General features: G+C 66.7%; 24 protein-coding genes. 10 read left to right on the forward strand and 14 right to left on the reverse strand.

The features are described 5' to 3' along the window. The 6 genes from PLZ73_06765 to PLZ73_06790 all read right to left on the reverse strand — a co-directional run. Positions 1-620, reverse strand: a 620-nt coding sequence (locus tag PLZ73_06765; protein HOO77573.1) for a transcription antitermination factor NusB, incomplete at its 3' end; no start/stop codon positions are given. Continuing rightward, on the reverse strand, positions 617-1,054 hold the full coding sequence (locus PLZ73_06770) for a DUF116 domain-containing protein (protein HOO77574.1): 438 nt from the start codon (positions 1,052-1,054) through the stop codon (positions 617-619). The genes PLZ73_06765 and PLZ73_06770, both read right to left, overlap by 4 nt. Beyond that, on the reverse strand, positions 1,051-2,001 hold the full coding sequence (gene fmt, locus PLZ73_06775) for a methionyl-tRNA formyltransferase (protein ID HOO77575.1): 951 nt from the start codon (positions 1,999-2,001) through the stop codon (positions 1,051-1,053). The genes PLZ73_06770 and fmt overlap by 4 nt, the downstream gene beginning before the upstream one ends. Beyond that, positions 1,998-2,432, reverse strand: a complete 435-nt coding sequence (locus tag PLZ73_06780; GenBank protein HOO77576.1) for a DUF192 domain-containing protein — start codon at positions 2,430-2,432, stop codon at positions 1,998-2,000. Before PLZ73_06780 ends, fmt begins: the two co-directional genes overlap by 4 nt. Next, positions 2,429-3,568, reverse strand: a complete 1,140-nt coding sequence (locus tag PLZ73_06785; protein HOO77577.1) for a DUF1189 family protein — start codon at positions 3,566-3,568, stop codon at positions 2,429-2,431. The genes PLZ73_06780 and PLZ73_06785 overlap by 4 nt, the downstream gene beginning before the upstream one ends. Before the next feature lie 44 nt (positions 3,569-3,612). Further along, positions 3,613-4,707 (reverse strand): HAD family acid phosphatase, encoded by a 1,095-nt coding sequence (locus PLZ73_06790; protein ID HOO77578.1) that lies wholly within the window; start codon positions 4,705-4,707, stop codon positions 3,613-3,615. A 179-nt stretch (positions 4,708-4,886) separates the two neighbouring features. Here PLZ73_06790 and PLZ73_06795 point away from each other — a divergent pair, with 179 nt between their 5' ends. Genes PLZ73_06795 through PLZ73_06815 form a run of 5 tightly spaced genes read left to right on the forward strand, consistent with a single transcriptional unit; the run spans position 4,887 to position 9,377 of the window. After that, positions 4,887-5,501, forward strand: coding sequence for an HD domain-containing protein (locus PLZ73_06795; protein ID HOO77579.1), 615 nt, complete (start codon positions 4,887-4,889; stop codon positions 5,499-5,501). Beyond that, positions 5,498-6,205 carry a hypothetical protein gene (locus PLZ73_06800; GenBank protein ID HOO77580.1) on the forward strand — a complete coding sequence of 236 codons (708 nt, stop codon included), beginning with the start codon at positions 5,498-5,500 and terminating at the stop codon, positions 6,203-6,205. Before PLZ73_06795 ends, PLZ73_06800 begins: the two co-directional genes overlap by 4 nt. 10 nt (positions 6,206-6,215) lie before the next feature. After that, positions 6,216-7,892 carry a glutamine--tRNA ligase/YqeY domain fusion protein gene (locus PLZ73_06805; GenBank protein ID HOO77581.1) on the forward strand — a complete coding sequence of 559 codons (1,677 nt, stop codon included), beginning with the start codon at positions 6,216-6,218 and terminating at the stop codon, positions 7,890-7,892. Positions 7,893-7,947: 55 nt separating this feature from the next. After that, positions 7,948-9,198: a sodium:proton antiporter gene (locus PLZ73_06810; GenBank protein ID HOO77582.1), complete on the forward strand. Its 1,251-nt coding sequence runs from the start codon at positions 7,948-7,950 to the stop codon at positions 9,196-9,198. A 5-nt stretch (positions 9,199-9,203) separates the two neighbouring features. After that, complete coding sequence (locus PLZ73_06815; protein ID HOO77583.1) at positions 9,204-9,377, forward strand: hypothetical protein; 174 nt, start codon at positions 9,204-9,206, stop codon at positions 9,375-9,377. Here the strand turns inward: PLZ73_06815 and PLZ73_06820 are convergent. The 8 genes from PLZ73_06820 to PLZ73_06855 are packed head-to-tail and all read right to left on the reverse strand — an operon-like array spanning position 9,374 to position 16,308. Then, positions 9,374-10,453, reverse strand: a complete 1,080-nt coding sequence (locus PLZ73_06820) for a prenyltransferase/squalene oxidase repeat-containing protein (protein HOO77584.1) — start codon at positions 10,451-10,453, stop codon at positions 9,374-9,376. The genes PLZ73_06815 and PLZ73_06820 overlap by 4 nt on opposite strands. 3 nt (positions 10,454-10,456) lie before the next feature. Continuing rightward, a complete protein-coding gene (der, locus tag PLZ73_06825) occupies positions 10,457-11,785 on the reverse strand; it encodes a ribosome biogenesis GTPase Der (GenBank protein ID HOO77585.1) in 1,329 nt (442 codons plus the stop codon). Continuing rightward, positions 11,782-12,351 carry a CDP-alcohol phosphatidyltransferase family protein gene (locus PLZ73_06830; protein ID HOO77586.1) on the reverse strand — a complete coding sequence of 190 codons (570 nt, stop codon included), beginning with the start codon at positions 12,349-12,351 and terminating at the stop codon, positions 11,782-11,784. The genes der and PLZ73_06830 overlap by 4 nt, the downstream gene beginning before the upstream one ends. A 38-nt stretch (positions 12,352-12,389) precedes the next feature. Further along, the gene (gltX, locus tag PLZ73_06835; protein ID HOO77587.1) at positions 12,390-13,709 is read right to left on the reverse strand and encodes a glutamate--tRNA ligase; all 1,320 of its coding nucleotides are present in this window, start codon (positions 13,707-13,709) and stop codon (positions 12,390-12,392) included. Beyond that, complete coding sequence (locus PLZ73_06840) at positions 13,706-14,242, reverse strand: 2-oxoacid:acceptor oxidoreductase family protein (GenBank protein ID HOO77588.1); 537 nt, start codon at positions 14,240-14,242, stop codon at positions 13,706-13,708. The genes gltX and PLZ73_06840 overlap by 4 nt, the downstream gene beginning before the upstream one ends. Next, complete coding sequence (locus tag PLZ73_06845) at positions 14,239-15,009, reverse strand: thiamine pyrophosphate-dependent enzyme (GenBank protein ID HOO77589.1); 771 nt, start codon at positions 15,007-15,009, stop codon at positions 14,239-14,241. Before PLZ73_06845 ends, PLZ73_06840 begins: the two co-directional genes overlap by 4 nt. Further along, entirely contained in the window at positions 15,006-16,082 is a 1,077-nt protein-coding gene (locus PLZ73_06850) for a 3-methyl-2-oxobutanoate dehydrogenase subunit VorB (protein ID HOO77590.1), read from the reverse strand. The genes PLZ73_06845 and PLZ73_06850 overlap by 4 nt, the downstream gene beginning before the upstream one ends. Further along, a complete protein-coding gene (locus PLZ73_06855) occupies positions 16,072-16,308 on the reverse strand; it encodes a 4Fe-4S dicluster domain-containing protein (protein HOO77591.1) in 237 nt (78 codons plus the stop codon). The genes PLZ73_06850 and PLZ73_06855 overlap by 11 nt, the downstream gene beginning before the upstream one ends. 231 nt (positions 16,309-16,539) lie before the next feature. Between PLZ73_06855 and PLZ73_06860 the strand changes: the two genes are divergently transcribed. The 5 genes from PLZ73_06860 (at position 16,540) to PLZ73_06880 (ending at position 24,355) form a co-directional block, all read left to right on the forward strand. After that, a complete protein-coding gene (locus PLZ73_06860; protein HOO77592.1) occupies positions 16,540-17,205 on the forward strand; it encodes a DUF2490 domain-containing protein in 666 nt (221 codons plus the stop codon). Positions 17,206-17,243: 38 nt separating this feature from the next. Then, positions 17,244-18,239 carry an ABC transporter substrate-binding protein gene (locus tag PLZ73_06865; protein ID HOO77593.1) on the forward strand — a complete coding sequence of 332 codons (996 nt, stop codon included), beginning with the start codon at positions 17,244-17,246 and terminating at the stop codon, positions 18,237-18,239. Continuing rightward, entirely contained in the window at positions 18,214-19,038 is an 825-nt protein-coding gene (locus PLZ73_06870) for an ABC transporter permease (GenBank protein ID HOO77594.1), read from the forward strand. Before PLZ73_06865 ends, PLZ73_06870 begins: the two co-directional genes overlap by 26 nt. Next, complete coding sequence (locus PLZ73_06875; GenBank protein HOO77595.1) at positions 19,039-20,214, forward strand: ABC transporter ATP-binding protein; 1,176 nt, start codon at positions 19,039-19,041, stop codon at positions 20,212-20,214. 145 nt (positions 20,215-20,359) lie between these two features. Then, positions 20,360-24,355, forward strand: a complete 3,996-nt coding sequence (locus PLZ73_06880; GenBank protein ID HOO77596.1) for an amidohydrolase family protein — start codon at positions 20,360-20,362, stop codon at positions 24,353-24,355. Positions 24,356-24,410 lie beyond the last annotated feature (55 nt).

A 24,410-nucleotide genomic window follows, 5' to 3' on the forward strand; every position in this document is an offset into this window, starting at 1 on the left:
CCCTCCTTCTCCAGCGCCTCCCGGAGAACGTCGGGCTCCGCGCGCAGCCGGTTGGTCCGGGCAAAGACGGCGGGGATGCGCGCCGAACCCCGGCAGACGGCTTCGGCCCAGTCGGGGCCGCGGAATCCCAGCCAGCGCTCGATCATCCACAGGGGTATCGAATAGCGCCGGGACCACGCCTCGGGCCCGTCGCCGGAGGCGCCCGGCGGCAGGGAGCTCTTTTCCCGCAGGGCCCGGCGCAGAACCGCGTTGACGAACCCCGTCCAACGCGACCGGCCCAACCGCCGCAGCGTCTCCGCGGCCTGATGCAGAACCGCATATTCGGGGACCCGGTCGAAATAGAACAGGTGCGCCAGCGAAATTCTCAGCACCTGCCGGACCAGCGACCCGCGGGCGGGCGGACGGCCGGAGCAGAGAAGGTCGATGGTCTCGTCGATGGGCAGCAGATTCCTGACCGCGCCCTGGACGGTCGCGTACCAGAGCTTCCGATCCCGGGGGGAGAGTTTCCCGGCGCCGGGGAAACGCTCCATGAGGTCGGAGAGGTAGCCCTCCCCCCCCTCCCAGGCGGCCAGGACCCGCGCCGCGGCGACGCGGGAAGCGGTGCCGGCGGAGGAGTTCATCGCCCCAGGAAAACCTTGATCGCCTCTTCCACCATCTCCGCCGAGACCGTCGTATCCCGGCAGGGGCCCTGGGGGCGCTCGATGACCACCCCCAGAACCGGCTTCCTTTTCTTCTTGAGCATCCCTTCCAGCAGTTCGTTGAGACAGGCCACGGATACCACGCCTTTTACCTCGGGCCGGGCCAGCTCGGCCAGGGCGATTCCCCCGCCGGTGGCGATGGCCAGCCTGGTCCCGTAAGTCTCGGCCAGACGGTTGAGGTCCCCTACCCCGCAGCGGCCGCAGCGGCGGCATTCCCGGGGATCGACGGCCACGCGGGCGGTGCAGAGGCTGTTCTGGAGACAGCGGGGGCCCAGAATCAATACCTCGTCCGGGCGAAACCCGTATTTCCGGCGGCGGACGCGCCGGTTGTTCAGCAGAAGCAGCAGTTTTCTCACCGTGCCTTCCCTCCTTCCACCGGCGGGTATCCCCGCAGGAACTCCGGGGCCGTCAGCGCCTTTTTCCCGGGAACCTGGATTTCCGTTATTTCCACCGCGCCGGAACCCGCTGCGACCACCAGCCGTTCCCGCTCCGGCACGTGGACCGTGCCCGGCGCGCCCCAGTCCCCCGGCACGGCCCGGGCCCGAAGAATACGCACCTCGCGCTCGCGGCCGCCCGCGGGCAGAACGGTAAAACTCCCGGGCCAGGGGTGGAGCCCCCGGATCCGATTGACCGCGGCCGCCGAGGCCAGGGTCCAGTCGATCCTGCCGTCCTCCTTCCTCAACCGCGGTGCCGCGACCGCCCGGGAATGGTCCTGGGGAACGGCCCGGGCGGTTCCGGAGGCGATCGCCGCCGCCGTCTCCGCCAGGAGGACGGCGCCGGCCCGGGCCAGGCGGGCTTCCAGCGACGCCCGGTCGTCCTCGGGATCGATGGCCAGCGCGCGGGAAGCGAGGACGTCGCCGGCGTCGACCTCCTCGGCCAGATAGTGAACACAGACCCCGGTCTCCGCGTCGCCGTTGATCAGGGCCCAGGCCACCGGAGCCGCCCCCCGGTACCGGGGGAGCAGCGAGGGGTGGAGGTTGATCGCCCCCAGATGCGCCGACTCGATCAGGGCCGCCGGGATATAGGCGCCGTAGGCCGCGGCGACGATCAGGTCGGGGGCCAGCTTCCTGACCGCCTCGACGGTCCCCGGATCCCCCGGACGCTCGGGTTGCAGGACCGTCAACCCCAGACGGCGCCCCTCGACCGCGGCCGGAGGATCGGCCAGGCGCCGCCCCCGGCCCGCCGGACGCCCGGGGCGGGTGATCACTCCCAGGATCGGGTGCCCGGCGCCGGCCAATGTTTCGAGGGAAGGGACGCAGAACGAACCGGTCCCCATGAAAACCAGGGCGGGGAGGGATTTCACGGCAGGTTCCCGACCGGCGCGCCCAGCCCGATCCCGTTGCGCTCGAACCAGCCCCGGTTCATTTCCAGGGCATAGCGGTAGGGAACGGCGGGAGTATGCAGTACGGCCCCGTCGTCCGGAGCCATATCCTGAATTTCGACGATCAGCCCGTAGGGACTGATGAACGCGATGGAAAGGGGAACGCCGGTGTTTTTCATCCAGAACGCCCTCCGGGTCGTCTCCGGATAGGGAAAAAGCATCCCCTCGTCGTCTCCCAGGCTCTCCCGGTACATCAGCCCGCGTTCCTTCCGGGCGGGGGTATCGGCGACTTCCACCGTTATCCGCCGGGCGCCGATCGTGAGCTCCCGGCTGGGGCCCGGCTGGGGACGGGGCCCGCACCCCCAGGGCACCAGCAGGAGCGCGAACGCCCATCCCATCCTCGTTCGAATCACCGCCGCAGTTCCCCCAGATGCCGCGCGGCCAACCCGCAGTAGAGGAGGTAGGTCCCCAGGAAAATCAACCACATCATGGGGACGGGGGCCGGCAGCAGGGCCGAGGCCATGCCCAGAACCACCGGAACGGTGAGCGAGAACACGGCCGCCGCGAACGCTTTCCTGAACTCGACGCGTCCGATCTTATAGATGGAGGCAACGGCGTAAACGACCGCGCAGCCGAGCAGGGCCTGGAGCAGCCGGGCGATCAGGTACTGGATCAGATGCAGAACCGCGAACATCGGTCCCACGTGCATCAGGATCATCTTGACCGTCTCCCCCCAGGCCCGGACGTCGACGACCAGTTCCCCTTTCTCCCCCGCCATCGCCGCCAGGTCGAGGGGTTCGGGGAGGAACGGGGTCCAGAGCAGGATCCGGTCTCGGCCGACGATCATCCCTTCCTGGAACGGGGAATCGAAACCCGGTTCGTCGTCCTCCAGGTCGATACGGAAAACCAGGCCGTCGTCGCCCGCCGCCCGTGCTCCCCAGGCGGCGTCGGCCGAAAGTTCTCCGGCCGCGGCGGCGGCATCGAGGCGCGGCGAGAGCGTCTCCCATTTCAGTTCGGTTTCGGGGTCGGGATAAGCGGCCGCGGCCCACTCCGCCGCCGCGGCCAGGCCCCGGGCGCGGGAGCGGATCTTCTCCTCTTCCTCGGGGGAAGGCCGCTCGGAAGCGTCGGGAGCGAGCGAATCCAGGCGCGCCACCACGCGTTCGTACCCCTCGGCCAGTGTCTGCAGGCGCGCCCGGTAGGTTCCGGCGGTATAGGGGTTGTCGGAGCGGAAGGCGAAGGGAGAATTTTCGCAGCCGACGACGCCTTCCTTGACGGTTACCGCCGGAATCCCGGCGTCGAAACGGGTGCCGGTGCGGACGAGATAGCGGTAGGCTTCGAATACGTCCCGGGCGGTCAGAAGGGCGGTGGCGATCAGGACCAGAATGGCGAGGTAGCCGAAGACCCTGCCCCAGGAAGCCACGGTCAGTTCGCGGTACCCGGCCGGATTGCTCGCGGCCGTGACCGCCGTCTCCCGGAACCGGGGCCAGGTGTAGCCCAGGAAGCCCAGGGGCTTCTTCTCCGAAGCCGCTTTGTCGAGTTTTCCGAACATCGTCGTTTCCCGGGAACGCGCCGGACGCTCCCGCCCTTCGGGGCTCAGTCCACGACCTGGATCTGCGACGGGGAGTCGAGCTTGATCTGCATCGCTCCCTGATATTCGTCGATCCGGCCCTTCACCCGGACGGTCTTGTTCAGGTACTGCCGGGGGGGAAGGAAGCCGTTGTCGCTGCCGTCGCGGTTTTTCTTGTAGAAGATGAAGGTCAGGCTTTCCCTCCAGTTCCGGTCGACGTTCAGCTTGACCGGACCGCCCTTGCCCCGTTCCTCCGGGTCGTAGACGTTGATGATCCGCGTTTCCACCGTGACTTCGGCCCCCACTCCCTGTTTTATCGCCTCCTGCCAGGTCATGCCTCCCCCGGCGGCGGCGGCGACGCCGCCCGTCCCGGGCGCGGCGGTTTCGACGAAGACCCCCTCGTTGGCCCAATCCCCGTACATGGGGTTGGGGAGCACCACGAGGTCGGTCCCGAAGCGGGGAGCGGCCTCATCGAAAGAGACTTTCTTGGCGTCGTAGAGATCGTGGTTCTGGTCTCCGCAGAGCATGAGGATTTTCAAAGGGGGCAGCTTGGTCCCGGAAGGAAGGGTCTTGATCGTGCCTTGCTCGATGTCGCCGCGGCGCATGGTCTTGTCGCGGTCGAGGGCGTACGCCCCTTCCCTGACCAGGAGCACGTCGTAGGGGATGCCGACTTTTTTCAGGTTGGCGGCGGTGGCGTCCTTGACGTCCCCCTTGCGGTTGGTGCAGATGACGACTTTGCCGCCCAGCCGGCGGGCCAGAGCGCAGAACTCGGCCGCCCCGGGAAGAGCGGTGGCTTCCTCCTTCAAGCACCAGGTGGTCCAGAGGGGCCCGGAGTACTGTTCCCCCATCGCCTCCAGGTCGGCTTGAAACCGGACGTTGCTGAGGACGGTCTCGTCGGCGTCCAGGACGACGCACCAGGTTCCCGCCTGCTCGCCCGCGGCCAGTTTCTTCAGCCGCTCCATGCCGTTCAGATAAGCCTGGAGAACGCACTCCTTATACGTGTCCGCCGCCTGGCACCAGGCCACGGCGTTGCTCAGCCGGACTTCTTTAGCCCCGGCCGCGGGGATCAGGATCGACGCCAGAAAAACGACGGCGGCGAGTTTGAACCATTTCCGCTCCATGGTTGCTCTCCTTGTTGCCGGTTTATGGAAGTGTCTTCGATCGGTCAGGGAGTACTTTACCCGCTGGGCCTTCCGATCTCAAGACGATTCCCCGCGCCTGGAAGGAGGGAAGCGGTCGCGGTTGCCATTCCGCCGCGGGGGGGGTATGATCTCCGCAACCTCGAATCAAGGAAACGCCGATGAAGACCAAGAACCGCCACCCGCTCTCCCTCATCTCCCCGGACAGCCCCGTCCTCAAGGTTCTGGGCGAATTCCTGCAGCTTAAAAATCTCTACCGCCAGGGCTGGCTCAAGCGCCGGGTTCCGGAAGAAAGATGCGAATCGGTCGCCGACCACACCCTGGGCACCGCCATCCTCTCCATGTTCATGGTGGAAAATTATTATCCGGGGGCCGATCTGCTCAAAACCCTGCGCATGGCCCTGATCCACGAGGCCGGCGAAGTCTATGCCGGCGATATCACTCCGGTCGACGGCATCGCTCCCGAGGAGAAACACGCGCTGGAACAGGATTCCGCCGTCCGGGTCTTCGACGGGCTCCCCCAGGCCGAAGAATACCTGGCTCTGTGGGAGGAGTTCGAAGAGAGCGAAACCGTGGAGGCCCGGATCGTCAGACAGGCCGATCGCCTGGAGATGATGCTCCAGACCTGCTATTATGAAGCCGTCGGTTACTGGAATTTCACCGAGTTCTTCGACAACACCAGATCGCTGATGAAGGACCCTCCGTTCCGGGCCCTTTTTGGGGAAATCGAACGGATGCGGGTTCCCGTCTCGGAACCTTCGGGAGACAAGCCATGAAACTATTCGCCGTGGTCGCCGCCTTGATTCTGGGGGCGGGCGCCGTCTGCGCCCAGGAGGACTTCTACGCCGGCTCCAACTGGGAAGCCCCCGTCCCTCCGGAGGAGTTCGCACCCGAAGCCGGCGGAGTCGAAGCTCCTTCGCCCGCGCCCCGGACCTTCCTCCCCACCCCCGTCCAACCGCTCCCCGAATCTTCGCCCCTGCCCGCCCCCACCCTCCCCGTCCAGGGGGGGTTCGCCCCGAACTACTACCAGGGCGCCGGACAATACAACACCTCCGGACCCAACGTTCAGTATTTCGGCCCCGACGGCCAACCCCTGGGGACGACCCGCGACATCGGCGGAGGGAACACGCAGTATTACGACTCCCAGGGAGGGCTGGAACAGACCACCCGCACCGTCGGAGACACGACCACTTATTACGATTCCTCCGGCCAGATGACGGGGCGGGTCGAAGACCGCGGGGGCAACAAGCTTTTTTACGACGCCGCGGGAAGACTGACCCGGCGGGAGGTCGCCCAGGGCGACGCCACGTATTTCTATAACGGCAACGGCCAGCCCGAGGGGAGGATGGTCCAGGAGGGGGACGCCTTGACCTACTACGATTCCTCGGGACGCGTGAGCGAGCGCGTGGTCACCCGGGGAACCGACACCTATTACTACGGTCCCGACGGCCGCCAGACGCGGGTGCTCCGGAACTACTGAGGCCGCGGAGATGTCCGAACAACGCGACTTCATCCGCGACACCGTCCGTCAGGACCTCGACGCCGGTACGGTCGGCGCGGTCGTCACCCGGTTTCCCCCGGAACCCAACGGCTACCTTCATATCGGCCACGCCAAGAGCATCTGCCTGAACTTCGGCGTCGCCGAGGAGTTCGGGGGCCGCTGCCATCTGCGCTTCGACGACACCAACCCGGAGAAGGAGGACGAGGAGTACATCGACGCCATCCGCCGGGATATACGCTGGCTGGGGTTCGACTGGGGGGAACACGAGTACTTCGCTTCCGACTACTTCGAGCGCATGTACGGATACGCCCTCGACCTGATCCGCTCCGGCAAGGCCTACGTCGACGATCTTTCGTCCGACGAGATCAAGGCTTACCGGGGGACGTTGACCGAACCGGGAACGCCCAGTCCCTACCGGGGGCGTTCCCCCGAAGAGAACCTCGATCTCTTCCGGCGGATGCGCGACGGGGAGTTCCCGGACGGCTCCCGGGTCCTTCGGGCCAAGATCGACATGGCCTCTCCCAACCTGAACATGCGCGATCCCACCCTGTATCGGATCAAACATTCCTCCCACCATCGAACCGGGGACGCCTGGTGCCTCTACCCCATGTACGACTTCGCCCATTGTCTCGAGGATGCCGTCGAATCCGTCACCCACTCCATCTGCACCCTGGAATTCGAAGACCACCGCCCTCTTTACGACTGGGTCCTCGACAACCTTCCCGTCCCCGCCCGGCCCCGGCAGATCGAGTTCGCCCGGCTCAATCTGACCTATACGGTCATGAGCAAACGCCGCCTTCTGCATCTGGTGCGGGAGGGCGCGGTCTCGGGATGGGACGATCCCCGCATGCCGACCATCGCCGGCCTCAAGCGCCGGGGATACACTCCGGAGGCGATCCGGGAATTCTGCCGGCGCATCGGGGTGGCCAAGCGCGACAGCACCGTGGCCGTGGAACTCCTGGAGCACTGCCTGCGCGAGGACCTCAACCTCAGGGCGCCCCGCGCCATGGCCGTGCTCGATCCCCTGAAAGTGGTGATCGACAACTACCCCGAGGGCAAGGAAGAGATGCTGGAAGCCGTCAACAACCCCGAGGACCCCGGGGCCGGCACCCGGAAAGTCCCTTTTTCCCGGGAACTCTACATCGAACGCGCCGATTTCATGGAGGTCCCGGCCCGCAAGTTTCACCGTCTGGCCCCGGGCCGCGAGGTGCGTTTGCGCTACGGCTACTTCATCACCTGCGTCGAAACCGTCAAGAACGACGCCGGGGACGTGGCCGAGGTGCGCTGCGTCTACGATCCGCACACCCGGGGCGGCTACTCCCCCGACGGCAGGAAGGTCAAGGGAACCATCCACTGGGTGAGCGCTCCTCATTCCCGGGAAGGCACGGTCCGGCTCTACGACCGTTTGTTTTCGGTGGAAAACCCCGCGGCGGAAGAGGACTGGACATCCGTTCTCAACCCGGACTCGCTCCGAACTCTTGCCCGCTGCCGCCTGGAGCCGTCTCTGGGCGGGGCCCGGACCGGGGATATTTTCCAGTTCGAGAGGCTCGGGTATTTCTGCGCCGACCCCGACGGGGAGAATGCGTCGGAGCCGGTGTTCAACCGTACCGTCGGTCTTCGGGACACCTGGGCCAAAATCGCCGCCCGGGAAACCGATCCGGCTTGAGAAAACGGCGGTCCCGCCGTCGCGCGGGCGAAACCGAAGAGGCGAAGCTATGGGGATGCTGTCGTTTTTTGCCGTGCTCCTGGGAGTCTGCGCCCTGTTCGCTTACATCAACGAAAAGGTCCTGCGCCTGCCCGCCAATATCGGGCTGATGCTGATCTCCCTGGTCTGCGGAGGGACGATCATCGTTCTGCACCGGTTCGGCATCCACTTCTTTTTCCTGGAGGAGGTGGCCCTTCTTTCCGGCATCGACTTCAACCGCTTTCTGATGAAGGGGCTGCTCTGTTTCCTTCTCTTTGCCGGAGCGATCACGGTGCCCTCGGGCACCCTCCTGAAGAAGAAGTGGAGCGTGGCCATGCTCGCCCTCCTGGCCACCGTGATCTCCGCGGCGCTGGTCGGCGGCTTCGCCTATCTGATTTTCGCGTTGGTCGGCGCCCCCGTCGCCCTGGTCACGGCCATGATCTTCGGCTCCATCATCTGCCCCACCGATCCCATCGCCGCCATCGCCATCCTGGTTCCGATCGGCCTCCCTCCCAAAATCGAAACCCTCATCAACGGGGAATCCCTCTTCAACGACGGCGTCGGCGTCGTCCTTTTCACCACCTTCACCGCCCTCGCCTCCCACTCGCACGAAGCCGGACCGGTCGTCCTCTTCCTCCGCGAAGTGGCCGGAGGGCTGGGTCTGGGGGCGGTATTCGGGCTTCTCACCGTCTTTTTCCTCCGCGGCATCCGGGAGAATACCACCGCTCTCCTCATCACTCTGGCGGCCGTGACCGGCTGCTACGCCATCGGGCTGGCCCTGGTCGTCTCGGGGCCCATCGCCACGGTCGTGCTCGGTTTGATCGTCGGCGGCCATTTCGAAAGCCGCGGGCACCAGGATATGGTCGTGGGCAAAGCCCGCGATTTCTGGCATTTTCTCGACAACATCCTCAACGCCGTGCTCTTCGTCCTCCTCGGCCTCCAGGTACTCGACCTGAGCTGGTCCCGGGCCGCGATCGTCGCCCTCGTTCCCATGATCCCGGCCATTCTCGCTTCCCGCTGGCTGAGCGTGGCCGCCGCCATCTACCTCCTCAACCTCCCCCACCGCTCCCGGATACGGCATCTTCCCCTGATCAACCTCCTCACCTGGACCGGGATGCGAGGGGGGCTGGCCGTGGCCCTGGCCCTATCCCTGGACCCGAGCTTGGGGCGGAACCTGCTGCTCAACGTCACGTTCGGGGTCGTGGCCTTCTCGATCCTGGTCCAGGGTTTGACCGTCAAGGCCTTCTTCCCCGCCCGGGTGCTCCGGGGAATCTCCCGGGAGGTCTAGCGCCCATGGGAACAGCCGATCGGAAAAGCAGGAAGGCCGAGGAGCTGATGGCCGACTTCATCATCGACGCCCTGGGCGACGGCGGCGGAGACGACGAAAAGAGCGAGCGCATACGCCGCCTCAGCCGGGGACTGAACTTCCGGCCTCCCGCGCCCGGCGGCGAAGAGAAGGAACGCTAGGGAACTGCGCCGGGGCAATCGGCCAGCACCTGCAGGACCTGAGCGGTGCAGTAGACGTCCTCCCGCTTGAGACGGGACCCCCCCGGCGCCGGAAATCGGCCGCCGGCCCAGGAGCCATCGGCTTCCTGGCGGTTCAGCAACCAGGAAAGAGCGCGACGGATCCGCGGGTCGCGGGAGTCCAGTCCGCTCCCGAGCAGGGCCCGCAGGGCCAGGGCCGTTTCCAGCTGCTCCGACGGGCCGGAGGGGTCGCGGACGGAGGCGAAGGAAAATCCTCCGTCGGGGGTCTGGACGGAAAAGATGAAGTTCCGGGCGCGGTCGCGCAGGGCGTCGACCTCAGCCCCCCCGGGCCGGCTCCCCAGCGCGCTCAGGATCGGGGCCAGGGCGTAGAACGGGGTCCCGTAATAGTAGGGGTCGGACCCCCAGTTGCCCTCCTCCCGGAACGTGCGCGAAAGGAACTCCAGAGCCGCCCGCGACCGGAGCGGGGAAAGGCCCCGGTCGGCCAGGGCCCGGAGGGCGAACCCGGTGACGGAAGGGTAGTTGCGCCGCCCCCGGGGCACCGCGGAATTTCCGAGGTCCCACCCCCCCGCCGGAGGCTGGAGGCCTCGGATCCGCTGCGCCACGCGGTCCGCACTTTCCGAAACGCCGATCCCGCGGCTTTCCAGCCGACCCAGGAGCCGGCAGTATTCCGCCGAAGTTTCCAGACAATATTCGCCGCGACGGCCGCTGCGGTGCAGGAGCATCCCCCCGCCGTCCTCCCAGAAGCGGAGAAAGTCCAGGGCCTTCCGCACCGGCGGGGCCGAGGCCAGGTAGGCGTTCGTCTTCCAGGAGGCGATCGCCGTCAAGGCCTCCACCGTTTCCCAAACGTCGAACTTCCTCGACTCCGCCGCGGCGATGGCCCCGTCTTCGCGCTGCCGGGAGAGCAGAAACGAGATTCCCGACTCGACCGGGGCGGGAAGTTCGGCCTCGCCGGCGGGCGCCGGCGGCGGCGCGAACGATGCCGCCAGCAGAAGCAGAACCGCCGCGGCGGACGGGAAAAGCGCGCGCCGGGGAGTGATCCTCCGCTGCCGGGGTTCCACTTTCTAGCGACCCCGGGCGCGGCGGCTCATGGTCAGGCGCAGCGGCACTCCTTCGAATCCGAAAGCCGCGCGCAGGCAGTTGAGCAGGTAGGAGCGGTAGTTGGCCGTGATCAGAGCAGGGTTATTGACGAAAACCCGGAACACCGGGGGCTCGGTCTTGACCTGGGCGGCGTAGTAGATTTTCAAGCGCGATCCTTTCCGCCGGGGCGGCGGGGATTGTTCCTCGGCCCGGGCCAAGACCCGGTTAAGCAGGGAGGTCTGCACCGTCTTGCGTCTCTCCTGGGCGACGTAAGCGCAGACGTCCAGAAGACGGTCCAACCCGTGTCGACGGAGAGCGGAGATGAACACTACGGGGATGAACCCGGCGTAAGGGAGCTTCTCCTGCAACCGGCGGCGGTATTCTTTGGTGGTCAGCTCGCCGGAAACGTCCCACTTGTTGACGGCGACGACCACGCCCTTTCCTTTCTCCAAAGCCGTGCGGATGAAGCTGGAGTCGACGCGCCCGGGGTCTTCCCCCGGGTCCATGAGCAGAAGCACCACCTCCGCGCGGGCGATGGTCTCCATGGTTCGAGCCAAGGCGAAGCGGTCGAGGGGGGAGTGGTGCTTGGCCTTGCGGAAAAGGCCGGCGGTGTCGATGAGAAGAAAGCCGCGGCCGTCCTGATCGAAAGCGATATCGACCGGGTCCCGGGTCGTACCCGGAAGATCGTGGACCAAAGCCCGCTCGCTCCGGCTCAAGCGGTTGACCAGCGTGGACTTGCCCACGTTGGGACGTCCGACGATGGCGAGCGCCGTCCGCGCCGGCGCGGCGGAAGGTTGTCCCGGGGGGATCCGCTCCAGGATCGCGGATAAGAGTTCGCCGATTCCCAGTCCGTGGAGGGCGGAAACGGGCGGAACCGCCGGAAATCCCAGAACCGAGAATTCTCCGGAGGTCAGCTCCTTGCCGGGACTGTCCGCCTTGTTCATCACTACCAGGACCTTTTTCCCCTGCTCGCGCAGCCAGGAAGCTATTTCCCGGTCCGAAGGAAGCAGGCCGTCGCCGAGGTCCACCACCAGCAGGCAGAGATCCGCCTCGGCCACCGCCGGGCGCGCCTGGTCGAGGATCAGTTTCCCCATCCCTTCCTTCTCCCCCGGAAGCAGGCCGCCGGTATCGACGAGGCGGAAGGCCTGCCCGTTCCAGGCCACCTCTCCGTAGATGCGGTCCCGGGTGGTTCCGGCCTGGTCGTGGACGACCGCGACCCGTTTCCCCAAAAGACGGTTGAAAAGCGTGGACTTGCCCACGTTGGGGCGTCCGACGACGGCGACCAGGGCCGAGACCGGGGCGGCGACGCTCATCGGGAAAACCCCCGGTCGGCCCCGAGTTGGACCGCGCCCGAACGAGCGTAGTCCAGCCCCGAAACCACGGTCAGGAAAGCGGTCGCGTAGAAAATCGCCTCCGGGTGAGCGAACCCGAGCATGACCCAAACCACGGCTACCATCTGGCCCACCGCCGCGGATTTTCCCCACCAGCTGGGACGGACCGTCAGCGGCCGGCGGCGGAGCTTGATCGCCGCCGCGCCGGCCAGAAGCAGCAGGTCCCTGCCCAGAACCACCGCCGCGAACCAGAGGGGAACGGGGAAGCGTTCATAGCCGACGGCGTTCAGGACGGCCATGCCCGCCAGAGCGGTATTGAGGAAAAATTTGTCGGCCATGGGGTCGAGGAGCGCGCCCAACCGGGTCTGTTGGCCGAGAGAACGGGCCAGAAAGCCGTCGAGGCCGTCGCTGATCGATGCCAGCAGGAAGACGCCCAGGGCCGCCCAGTAATAGCCGCGGTGGCCGCTGCGGCAGTACGCGTAGAGCGCGAAGATGAACAGCGGGGGAACGAAGAACCGGGAGATCGTTATCTTGTTCGGCAGGTTCATCCTCGGTCGCCGCCCCCGGGTCGGCCCGGCCTCCGGGTTCAGTCCGTCCGCGCCAGGCGCTCCAGCGCCCGGTCGAGCCGCTTCAGGGTTTGTTCCCTTCCTAAAAACTCCATGACCTCGTAGATCCCGGGGCTGTCGGCGCGGCCCGTCAGAGCCACCCTCAGGGGGTGGAAGAAATCCCCGGGGGCGAGCCCCCGCTCGGCGATCAACCGCCCGTACCGGGCTTCCAGCTCGGCGGGGGCGAAAGGCTCCGCCGCCGCGGCCTGCTCCCGCGCCGACCGGAGGAGATCGGCCGTCCGCGGGTCGGCCCAGTACCGCTCGACCGCGGCCTCCTCCCAGGGCGGGGATTCTTCGAAAAGATACGCTCCCAGTTCCGGGATCTCTCCCAGAACCCTGACCCGGTGCCCCAGGAGCTCCACCGCCCGGCTCAACCGGTCCGGGGCCACCCCGCGCTCGCGCTTCCAGTCGTCGAGGACTTCGGCCGCGGCCCGGGCCCGGGCTTCCGGAGAAAGGTTGCGTAGGTGCAGCCCGTTCAACCATGCCAGCTTCTGATAATCGAACACCGCCGCGCGACGGATGATCCGCTTCAGGGAAAAACTTTTGACGATCTCGTCCACGGTCATGAATTCCCGTCCGTCGCCGGGCGACCAACCCAGCAGGGCCAGGTAGTTGACCAGGGCCGCGGGAATATAACCCTCTTCCCGGAACGCGGTTAGGGAAGTCGCCCCGTGGCGTTTGCTCAAGGGAGCCTTGTCCTCTCCCAGAATCAGGGGAAGGTGGGCGAATTTCGGGGGCTTCCAGCCCAGGGCCCGGTAGAGCAGAACCTGCTTGGGCGTATTGGGGATATGATCTTCCCCCCGGACGATGTGCGTTATCCCCATCTCCATGTCGTCGACCACGCAGGCGAAGTTATACGCGGGAGAGCCGTCCGATTTGATCAGGACTATGTCTTTGATCTCCGCGGTCGAGGTCGAAATTTTCTCTCTGACCAGATCGTGGAAAACGACCTCTTCGTCGGGGGGGACTCGGAAAATGACCGCCCCGCCCTCCCGGTAAGCCGCCCCCGATTCGAGCAGACCCAGGGCGTGGGGAAGATAGCGGTTCTCCTGCATGCGCTCGGATTGGAAATACGGACCCTCGTCCCAATCCAAGCCCAGCCAGGCCATCTCCTTGAGAATCTCTTCGGTCAACTCCGGCTGAGAACGCTGCCGGTCGGTGTCCTCCACCCGCAGGATGAAAACGCCCCCCGTTTTTCGGGCGTAGAGCCAGTTGAAGAGAGCGGTGCGGGCGCCTCCGATATGGAGGTGGCCGGTGGGGCTGGGGGCGAACCTGACCCGGGGTCCGTTATCGTTCTTCATGGTTCGAAGTCGTAGCCCTGTTCCAGCGCCTTGAGGTTGGCCTCGAGCAAATCCCGATGGCGGCCGGGAAGGAAACGGATCAGCGTCTCCTTCAGCGTGTCGGGATCGAGCAGGCGGGAGCGCCGCAGAAACGCCCCGAGCATGACCATGTTGGCGACCTTGGCGGAGCCCAGGGTTTCCGCCATCTCGGTGGCCGGGATACCGATTATCGTCCCCGAAGACGAGACCCGGCCGGGATCGGCCAGGGAACGGTTGCAGATGACGATTCCCCCCGTCTCGACGCGGGCCGAGAATTTGATCAGCGACGGCGTATTCAGAACCAGGGCGAAGTCCGGATGTTCGATGATCGGGGAGGCTATTTCCTCTTCGGAGACGATCAGATGGCAATGCGCGGTTCCGCCCCGCACTTCCGCCCCGTAGGAGGGGATGTAGGTGACGTTGAGGTTCTTTTCCATCCCCGCCCGGATGACGAGCTTCCCCGCCAGGAGTATCCCCTGCCCCCCGAAACCGGCGACGATGATCCGTTCCCTCATTCCGTCCCTCCGCCGGCGGTATCCTTGATCACCCCCAGGGGGAATTCGGGGATGACGACCTCGGTGATGTGCCGCCGCGCCTCGTCCGGCTCCATCCTCCAGTAGGTGGGGCACGGGGAGAGGATCTCCACCAGCGAATATCCCCGTCCCTGCACCTGATTTTCGAAAGCGCGGCGCAGGTACCCGCGCGCCTGACGGATATGGGCGGGAGTGTCCAGGGCCCCGCGGGCCAGGTAGACGGTCCCCCCCAGCGACGCCAGCAGCTCGCAGACCTTGATGGGGGGCCCCGTCTCTTCCAGGGAGCGGCCGCCGGGAGTGGTGACGGTCTCCTGCCCGACCATGGTGGTGGGGGCCATTTGACCGCCCGTCATGCCGTAGACGGAGTTATTGACGAAAACCACGGTGAAGTTCTCCCCCCGGTTGGCGGCGTGGATGGTTTCGGCCGTTCCGATCGCCGCCAGGTCGCCGTCCCCCTGGTACACGACCACGAAAAGATCGGGGCGGGCCCGTTTGATCCCGGTCGCCACCGCCGGCGGCCGGCCGTGAGACGCCTCGGTGACGTCGAAGTTGAAGTAGTAATACCCCAAGACCGCGCAGCCGACGGGAGCGATCCCCACCGCCCGTTCCCTCAACCCCATCTCGTCGATAAGTTCGGCGATCAAGCGGTGGACCACGCCGTGTCCGCACCCGGGACAATAGTGGGTGGGGGTATCGGTCAGGCTTTCCGGACGCCGGAACAGATAACGTTCTCCCCGTTCGTCGCTCACGGGTTCCCCTCCCGGGTCAACAGGCCGCGGGCCGCGGCCATGATTTCCTCCTCCGCGAATATCTCCCCGCCCCCGTTCCCGAAGAAGACCGTTTCGGCTCGGCCGCCGACGGCGATGCGGACATCGTCGATCATCTGGCCGCAGCTCATCTCCACCACCAGGAAGATCCGCCCCGGCGCCACCAGTTCGTTCAATCGGCGGGAGGGATAGGGCCAGAGGGTGACGGGGCGGAAAAGCCCGGCCCGCAGGCCGGCGGCGCGCAGGTCCCTGACCGCGTCCCGGCAGAGCCGGGCGCTGATCCCGTAGGCGACCATGATCAGATCGGCGTCGGCGCAGAGGTACTCCTCCCATCTGACTTCGTTTTCCTCGATCCGTCGGTAGGTTTCCTGAAGGGCCTCGTTATGCTCCCGCAACTCCCCGGGCCCCAGCAGCAGCGATCTGATCATCCGGGGAGGACGGCCCCGGGCCCCGGTCAAAGCCCAATCCTTGGGGGGGAGGGGGCGGGGGAGTGGGTCCCTGAACTCCACCGGCTCGATCATCTGCCCCAGCACTCCGTCGCCCAGGATCATCACCGGGGTCCGGTATTCGTCGGCGATATCGAAGGCGAGCATGGTCAGGTCCGCCAGCTCCTGAACCGATCCCCCCGCCAGGACCGGGGTCCGATAATCCCCGTGGCCGCCTCCCCGGGTGGCCTGGAAATAATCGGCCTGGGAAGGGCCGATGTTGCCCAGGCCCGGCCCTCCCCTCATCATGTTGACGATGACGGCCGGGAGACGGCAGCCCGCCAGGTAGGAGATGCCTTCCTGCTTCAGGCTGATCCCCGGGCTGGAGGAGGAAGTCATGGCCCGCTTCCCCACCGCCGAAGCCCCGAAGACCATGTTGATGGCGGCCAGTTCGCTTTCGGACTGCAGGAAGACGCGGCCGTGCTCCGGCATGTGCCGGGCCATGTAGGCGGTGAGCTCGTTCTGGGGAGTGATGGGATACCCGAAGTAACAATCGCAGCCGGCGCGGATCGCCGCTTCCGCCACCGCCTCGTTCCCGCAGACCAGCATTTTCCCGGTTTCAGGGTTCATTTCGTTTCCCCTCACCGCAACCGGTTTCCACGATGGTGATGGCGAGGTCGGGACAGACCAGGGCGCAGAGCCCGCAGCCGACGCATTCCTTCCCCGGTTGAGGTTGGGCGGGGTGCACGCCCCGAAGGTTGGTCCTGGGGGCGCGGACGAGAACTCCCCGGGGGCAGACATCGACACAAACGGTGCAGCCCTTGCAGTGTTCAAAATCGATACGAACTTCAGCCATAAGCGCCGACCTTCCTGCTGGCGCGCAAAAATAAAAGTATACCCTCCCCCGGCTTCGATTCAACCCCAAACGGAAGATCCGGTTCGGCGGCGATAAAGCTTGCCTCCCGTTATATTCACGCGTATAGTTCGGCGAGCGACCCGGAACAGCGCCGGGGCGCAGGCGGGCGGCAACCGAAACCGGAGCGGGAAAACCGCTCCCGCCGGACCAAGGTCCGGGAAAGGAGCTCCGATGAAACCTATCGCCTCGCTGCTGGCGGCGGCGGCCGCGGCATGTCTTCTCCCCTCCCGGGGGAGTTGCGCCGACGATTGGGAATGGTGGGTGGACCTGCCGGTTTCCGCCTCCCTCGCTCCCGGTCTCGAATTCAACGCCGTGGGTTCCCTCAAGTTCCGTGACGACATGTCCTACCTCTATAACCGGGGGGCCATCGCCGGCCCGTTGTTTTCTCCCTGGAAGTGGTTGGGACTGGGCCTCGACTACTGGTACCGGGAAACGAGAAAGTCGACCCAAGGCCCTTGGACCGACCAGCGCTCCCTGGTGGGCCGGTTCGACCTGCGCTGGAAAGCGGCCGATTGGCTGATCGCGCAGGATCTTAACCGACTCGAGTACGACACCGATCTGTGCCGATGGAGAATCCGGATCAAACCGCGGATATGCCTTCCCTTCCGGGCGGCCGGGCTGGCGTTCCGGGCCCTCGTCGACAACGAATTTTTCCTCTTCCTGGATTACCCGGGAGGGCGCACGACCTATTCCGAAAATAGGTTTTCCGTCGGCCTGATTCTTTCCGCCTTCGCCGGCCTCGATGTCCAGGTCGGCTACCGGCGGGTGGATACGGATACGGACAAAGGCTGGAGGGGGAGCAACGTTCTCTACAGCTGCATGAAAATCGCCTTTTGAGTTCTCTTTCCGAACCGCTATCCTGAAGGAGGATGACGATGAAATCGATAGTATGCGCGGTTTTTCTCCTGGCGTCCGCGGCGGCCGCCGCCGCCGGAGACGGTTCCCCTCCCCTGCGGATCGCGGTGGAGTTCACCGATCATGCCGCCGCCGCCCAGATAGCCCGCGCCCGGGGCTGGTTCGAGGAGGCGGGACTGCGGGTGGCCGCCTTCGACAGCTACGTCACCGGAATGGCTCTCTCCGCCGCCCTGGCCCGGGGGGACGTCGACGCCGCCTACATCTGCCTCGTGCCCGCCCTCAACGCCCGGATCAACGCCGGGATCGACATCCGCGTCGTCTGCGGAACCCACCTCTACGGCTACGGCCTGGTGGCCGACCGCCGGCGCGTGGGCGACCTGACCCGCCTGCTCGACCCGGAGATCCGGGTCGGCTGCGTCCGACAGGGCGGAGCGGTGGACGTGCTCATGAACCGGCTCGCGGACGCGCATTCGCTCGATCGGCGGCGGCTGGAAGCCAAGGTTCTGAGAATGAGCCCGCCCCGCCTGGTGCTGGCCCTGGCCGGCGGCCGGCTCGACGCCGCCTTTCTGCCCGAGCATTACGCCACCCTGGCCGAAGCCGGAGGGGCCGGGTTCCTGGCCTCGCCCCGGGATTGCTGGCCGGGCATGCCCGGGAGCGTTCTCGTCGTCCGGCGCGACCTCCTGGAAACCGCCCCGGAAACGGTGGAAAAACTGGCCGCGGTCACCGAGAAAGCCACCGCCTGGATCAACGCCCACCCCGCCGAGGCGGCGGCGGCCGTGGCCGAGGCCCTGGGTTCGCCCCGGGACACCGTCGCTCCGGGGGCGGGCGCGGACGAGCTCGACTCCCTGAAGATAACCTCCGAGACGATCGAGCGCTCGATGGGGCGGCTGGTCTACACCACCGAACTCGACCCGCAGGCCGTCCGCGCCACCATGGAATACATGCGGACCCTGGATTACATCCCCCGGGTCCTTCCCCTGGAGGAAGTGCTTGCGCCCCGGCTGCTGGAAAGGTAAGCGCGGACGGGGCTGGGCGCCGCTCGTCCCCATCCTGGCCTTCGTGGTTTGCTGGGAGCTGGGGGCCCGCCTGGAGCTCTTCCCCGGAAAACTCTTTCTTCCCCCCTTCAGCCGGGTGGCGGCCGAGTTCGGGCGCCTGATCGTGTCCGGGGTGCTCTGGGCGCAGTTCTATCCCAGCCTCGTCCGGGTCGCGGCCGGTTTTCTTCTCGGCGCCGCCGCCGGGCTGGCGGTGGGGACGGCGATGGGATGTTCCCGGCTGTTCGAGCGTTCGTTCTCCCCTCTCTTCAGCCTTTTCTATCCCATCCCCGCCCTGGGTTGGCTGCCGCTGTTCATGCTCTGGTTCGGGATCGGGCCGGTCCTCCCCGTCGCCGTCGTCTTCGTCTGCGCCTTTTTCCCCATTCTCTACACCACCGCCGGAGGCATTCGGGGAGTGGCGGAAGAATACGTCGACGTCGCCCGCACCCTGGGGGCGACCCGGATCACCGTCATCGGCAGGGTCCTGCTCCCTCTCTCCCTGCCCGCCGTCTTTACCGGGCTGCGGCTGGAGGCCGGCATGGCCTGGAGAGTGATCGTGGCGGCCGAGATGATCGCGGTCCCGACCGGAATCGGAGCCTTCCTGCTCAAATCGGAGAGCATGCTCCGGATCGACCGGATCATCGTCTGCCTGATGGTGCTGGCGGCGATGTGCCTGGCGTTCGAACGGCTTATTTCGATTCTGGAGAAACGCCTGACCGGCGCCTGGGCGCCCGCTTTCGGGCGGGAGCGGATTCCCGGCCCCCGGACGACGGGAGCGGGGTGAATGAAGATGCGCTCCCGGAAGCGGTGGAAAACGGCGAAAACTCCCGCCGGGGACCCGATCCCGGGCAGAAGCGGCATGAACGGCGGCGATCTCGTCGTCGAGGGGCTGGAGGTGGAGGTCGGGGCCTTCCGCCTCCGGGTCCCGGAGCTGGTCTGCTCCGGCGGCGGCTACCATATCCTGCTGGGGCCGACCGGGAGCGGCAAATCCACCTTGATCAAGTGCGTTCTGGGGCTGCTCCCGCCCCGGCGCGGCAGCATCAGGATCGGCGCAACGGAGATCGTGGGAACGCCCCCGGAAAAACGGGGGATGGGCTACCTACCCCAGCACCAGTCCCTGTTCCCACACCTCGACGTCGAGGAAAATATCCGTTTCAGCCTGCGCGCGGCGCGGGCCCCGGCCGACCGCGCCGACGACGCCGTCGAGCGCCTCTGCTCCCTCCTCCGCCTCCAGGAACTGCGGGGGCGGGCGGTCCGGGGGCTTTCCGGGGGCGAAAAGCAGAAAGTGGCCCTGGCCCGGGCCCTGGCGGGGGGGCCCCGGTTTCTGATTCTGGACGAGCCCTTCGGCTCGATCGACCCCGGCCAGCGCCGGCGCCTCTGGTTCGAGGTCCGCAAGGCCCTCGACCGGCTGCGGATATCCACCCTGCATATCACCCACGACCTGGAAGAGGCGTATACCCTCGGAGACCGCATCACCGTCATGATCGCCGGCGCGCCGGTCCAGAGTTCTTCCCGGGAGGACCTCTTCCGACGGCCGGCGGCGCCCGCGGTCGCCGAGTTCCTCAACTACCGCAATATCTTCACCGGGAAGGCCGAGCCCCTGCCCGGCGGCGATTCGAGCATCGATTGCGGCCCGTTCCGGATCCGGGTGGGGAACCCGCCGCCGCCCGGGGGAAGGGCGACCGTCTGCCTGCGGCCCCAGGACATCAAGATCATCCGGGACGACGCCCCCGTCCGGCGGGAACTGGCCGAAAACCTCATTTCCGGGACGATCGCCGCCGTCTTCCCCCTCCCCGAGCAGTGCGTGCTTCATTTCCGCGCCGACGGCAGCCGCAGCGAATTCGACCTGGAACTGAAGTTTCCGGATTTCATCCGCCAACGGCTGAATCTGCGCGAAGGAGCCGCCGTCCGGGTCGCCCCCTGGAAACCCGGGATCATCGTCTGGCCGGCCGCCCCCTGAATCTCGGGAACGCTTCCGAGAATATCTTTCGGCTTTGGTGGTTGCGGGAAGATCCGATGTGCTATAGTCCTTAAAACTGATTCCTGTTCAACCCAACCCGGCGGCGCCGGGTAACGAGACGGGTGCGTCTCGGAGGAAGGATTATATGAAACTGTCCCGTCTCATCGCCTGCCTGGCTGCCTGTTGCGCCCCGGCCCTGTACGCCGGGACCATCGCCGAGATTCAACAGGGCACCCTGACCGGCTCCCAAACCGTGACCGGAGTGGTCAACCTGGTCTATCCGAGCATGGAATTCTTCATCGCCGACGCCGACGGAGCCTACAACGGCATCTGCATCTCCCAGAGCACCTACGGCCCCGAGATCGGGGACAACGTCACCCTGACCGGAACGGTCTCCGCCAGCAACGGCCAGACCGTCATCAACAGCCTCACCGCCTTTTCCGTCAACTCCGAGGGCAACGATCCTTTCCCTCCCGTGACCGTGAGCACCGCCGACGTCGCTCTGGAGGAGTACGAAGGCTGCCTGGTCCGGGTCGAGGACGTCTACGTCAGCAACGAGAACATCGGCAGCGGAAAATGGCAGGTCCAGACCGGGTCGCCGGGAGCCGCCGCCACCGTCGACGACGAACTCGACTACAACTACTTCCCCAAAAACAGCGACGAGTTCGACGCCGTCGTCGGGATCGTCGAACGCGACACCACCAAGAACCCGGCCCAGTGGCTCCAGCCCCGCTTCACCGCCGATTTCGCGGCGCCCGAAGACATCATTCCCCACTACGCCCTCCACGGGACGGTGGTCACCATGGACGACGCCCGCAACGTCTACGACGGCTACTACATCGAGGTCCAGGGCGACCTGATCGCCGGAGTCACGCCCGACGCTCCGGGCGGGGTGGACGTAATCGAAGTCGACGGCCTGATCTTTCCCGCCCTGATCAACTCCCACGACCACCCCAGCAAGGACATCTGGGACATCATTCCCCTGCCCTACATCAGCAGCGCGGTCTACCCCGATATCCACGGCACCTACCAGTGCCTGAACGACTGGTCCGGCAGCGACGCCGAGCCGGCCACCAAGCAGATGTACAGCGACTTCCAGTACCAGGCGGAAGGGGAACTGACCGGATCCCTCTCCGACGCCTACGCCATCGCCAAGCTGGCCGAAGTCCGCATGGCCTCCAGCGGCTGCGCCGTCACCCAGGGGCAGTGCGTCGCCAGCGCCCACTACAACGACAACTCCAACAAGCTCGGGGTGGGGATCATCAACTGCGAGCGCTTCCCCGGCCGCGCGTACGACAGCGTCTTCCCCCGAACCGACGGGACCGATTGGACGGCCAAGCACGCCGATGCCGTCAACGGCAAGGTCGACCGCTACATCCTCCACCTCTGCCAGTCCTGGCCGACCGGCTGCGAAGCCCAGGACTGGAACTGGTGGAAGACCCTCCCTTCCTACGACGGGCGCACCACCATCATCCACGGCAACTCCCTCAACGCCGCCGACTTCGCCGAATTCACGACGGTGGACGGCAACCGGACCGCTCTCTCCTGGGCCTGCAAGTGCAACATCCTCTACTACGGCCAGACCGCCGACATTCCCGGCGCCCTGGCCGCGGGGGCCCTGGTCTCCATCGGCTGCGACGCCACCCCCTGGGGTAACCCCAACATGCTGGCCGAACTCAACTACTGCAAGTATTACAGCGATCAGGCCGGCTGGACCATCCAGTCCCTGGAGTTCGCCGACATGGTCACCCGCAACGGGGCGGTCGCCTGCGGCCGCGAAGACGACATGGGGACGATCGAAACCGGGAAGATCGCCAATTTCATGGTCATCGACGACGGGCCCGGGGACCCCTACGACGACCTCCTGATGGTGTCGGGCGCCGGCGCCGCCTACGATTACTCCTGCGGGCCCCGGGACGTCCGCCTCACCGTCTGCGCGGGGCGCCCCATCTACGGCGACGCCGATCTTTTCAATACCGTCAACTTCCCCTTCATCTTCCCCTCCTACCTCGAGGACGTCGAGATCTGCGGCACCGGCAAAAAACTTTCGATCGCGCGCCACAACTCCTCCAACATCGAGGGGGCGGGCGACCTCTTCCGCGACTTCTACGCCGAGTGGTGGGGAAAATACTACAAGAGCGGGCAGTACCCCTGCGATTTCGTCCCCGTCGACCCCGCCGGCTGGCTGCCCCCCACCCCCGTTCCCACCGCCACCCCTCTCCCCGGGACCTACGTCATCACCACGGGCGCCGACGACGCCCAGCAGCACGCCACCTACTTCGACAGCGGGGAAGCCTATCTGCACCTGGGCTCGCGCAGCGATACCATCGGCTGCTATTACACCGGCTTCCGCTTCACCGGAATCCAGGTGCCTCCGGGGGCGACCGTCACCTCGGCCGACCTGATCGTCACCCAGTACACCAGCTACAACACCGCCCTCAACAACCTCCACGTCGGCGCCGACGACGTCGACGATTCCCCCCAGTTCACCGCGGCCGACGACGGCCCGCTGCACCGGACCCTGACCTCGGCCCAGGTCGACTGGGCCCAGACGGCCTGGACCGTGAACCAGGAATACTCCTCGCCCGACCTCTCCGCGGTGGTCCAGGAGATCGTGGACCGTCCGGGGTGGGAGGCCGGCAACAGCCTGACCGTGATCGTCTACGCCGACGTCAACGGCGATCTCCGCCGCCGGATCTGGTCCTACAACGGCGACCCGACCAAATCGGCCCGCCTGGAGATCGAGTATTCCGCCGCCACCCCCACGCCCACCCCCGAGGGTTTCAAGACCCCCAGCACCACCCCGACCACGGCGCCCACCGCCACGCCCAGTGCCACGCCCTACGGATTCGAATCGCCCTCCCCCACCCCTTCCCCGCAGTACGTCAACCTCCTGCCCAACCCCAGTTTCGAAAGCTGGAGCAGCTCCACCTGCCCCGACGACTGGATTCCCTACTCCAACGTCGAGCTCGCCGCCGAGACCGCGATCACCCACTCGTCGGCGACCGCGCTGCGCCTGGAGCTTTCCACCACCGCGGGGGAGTACGGCCGCGGGCTCTACGCCGACGCCCAGCCCGTCACCGAGGGGAACCCCTACACCTTCCAGATGTGGGTCTACTCGGCTTCCCCCGGATCGATGGGGATCACCGCCAACTGGTACGTGGGCGGTTCCACGATCTACTGGGATACGGTGGTTTCGGCCTCCTCCGGCCAGTGGGAGCTGCTCACGGTCACCTCCACCGCTCCCGCCGGCGCGACCGACGCCCGCTGCTGGGTCCGCGGTTTCGCCGACAACACCTTCTGCGGATACGCCGACGACGGGGCCTGCTACGAAGGGCTTCCCGCCCCCACCCCCGTCCCCACGCCCGTTCCCGGCGGCGGGGGGAAAGCCGCCGGTGACTACGACGGCGACGGCACTTCCGACATCGCCGTCTTCCGGCCTTCGGTCGGACTCTGGGCGATCCGGTCCGTGACCCGGGCCTATTACGGCTTTGCCAGCGACACCCCGGTTCCCCAGGACTTCGACGGAAACGGTTCCTGGGAGATCGCGGTCTTCCGGCCCTCCAACGGCAAGTGGCTGGTCCGCGGCGGCGTCGCCGCCTACTACGGCGTCTCCGGCGACGAAACCGTTCCCGCCGACTACGACGGCGACGGGACCGCCGACATCGCCGTCTTCCGGCCCTCCAACGGCAAGTGGCTGGTCCGCGCCTCAACCTCCGCTTACTTCGGCGCCTCCGGCGACGAGACCGTCCCCGCCGACTACGACGGCGACGGGACCGCCGACATCGCCGTCTTCCGGCCCGGCCTGGGCAAATGGCTGATCCGCGGGGGCGTGGCGGCGTGGTTCGGCATCTCCACCGACGGCCCGGTTCCGGCCGACTACGACGGCGACGGGACGTCCGACATCGCGGTCTGGCGCCCCTCCAACGGCAAGTGGCTGGTGAGAGGGAAAACGGCCGTCTATTACGGAGTCGCCTCCGACGTTCCGGTTCCGGCCGACTACGACGGCGACGGGACCGACGACATCGGGCTCTTCCGGGCCGCCAAGGGCAAGTGGCTGGTCAACAACCCCTCGGTGGCGTCCGTCTATTTCGGATCCTCGTCCGACGAGCAGGTGACCAACCCCTATCCGGGGGATTGAGCGGAGGGGCAGCCTCCGCGGGCGCCGCGGTCGACCCCGCGGCGCCCGCGGACGC

The sequence above is a fragment of the bacterium genome, assembly GCA_035380285.1.
Taxonomy (GTDB): domain Bacteria; phylum Auribacterota; class Erginobacteria; order Erginobacterales; family DAOSXE01; genus DAOSXE01.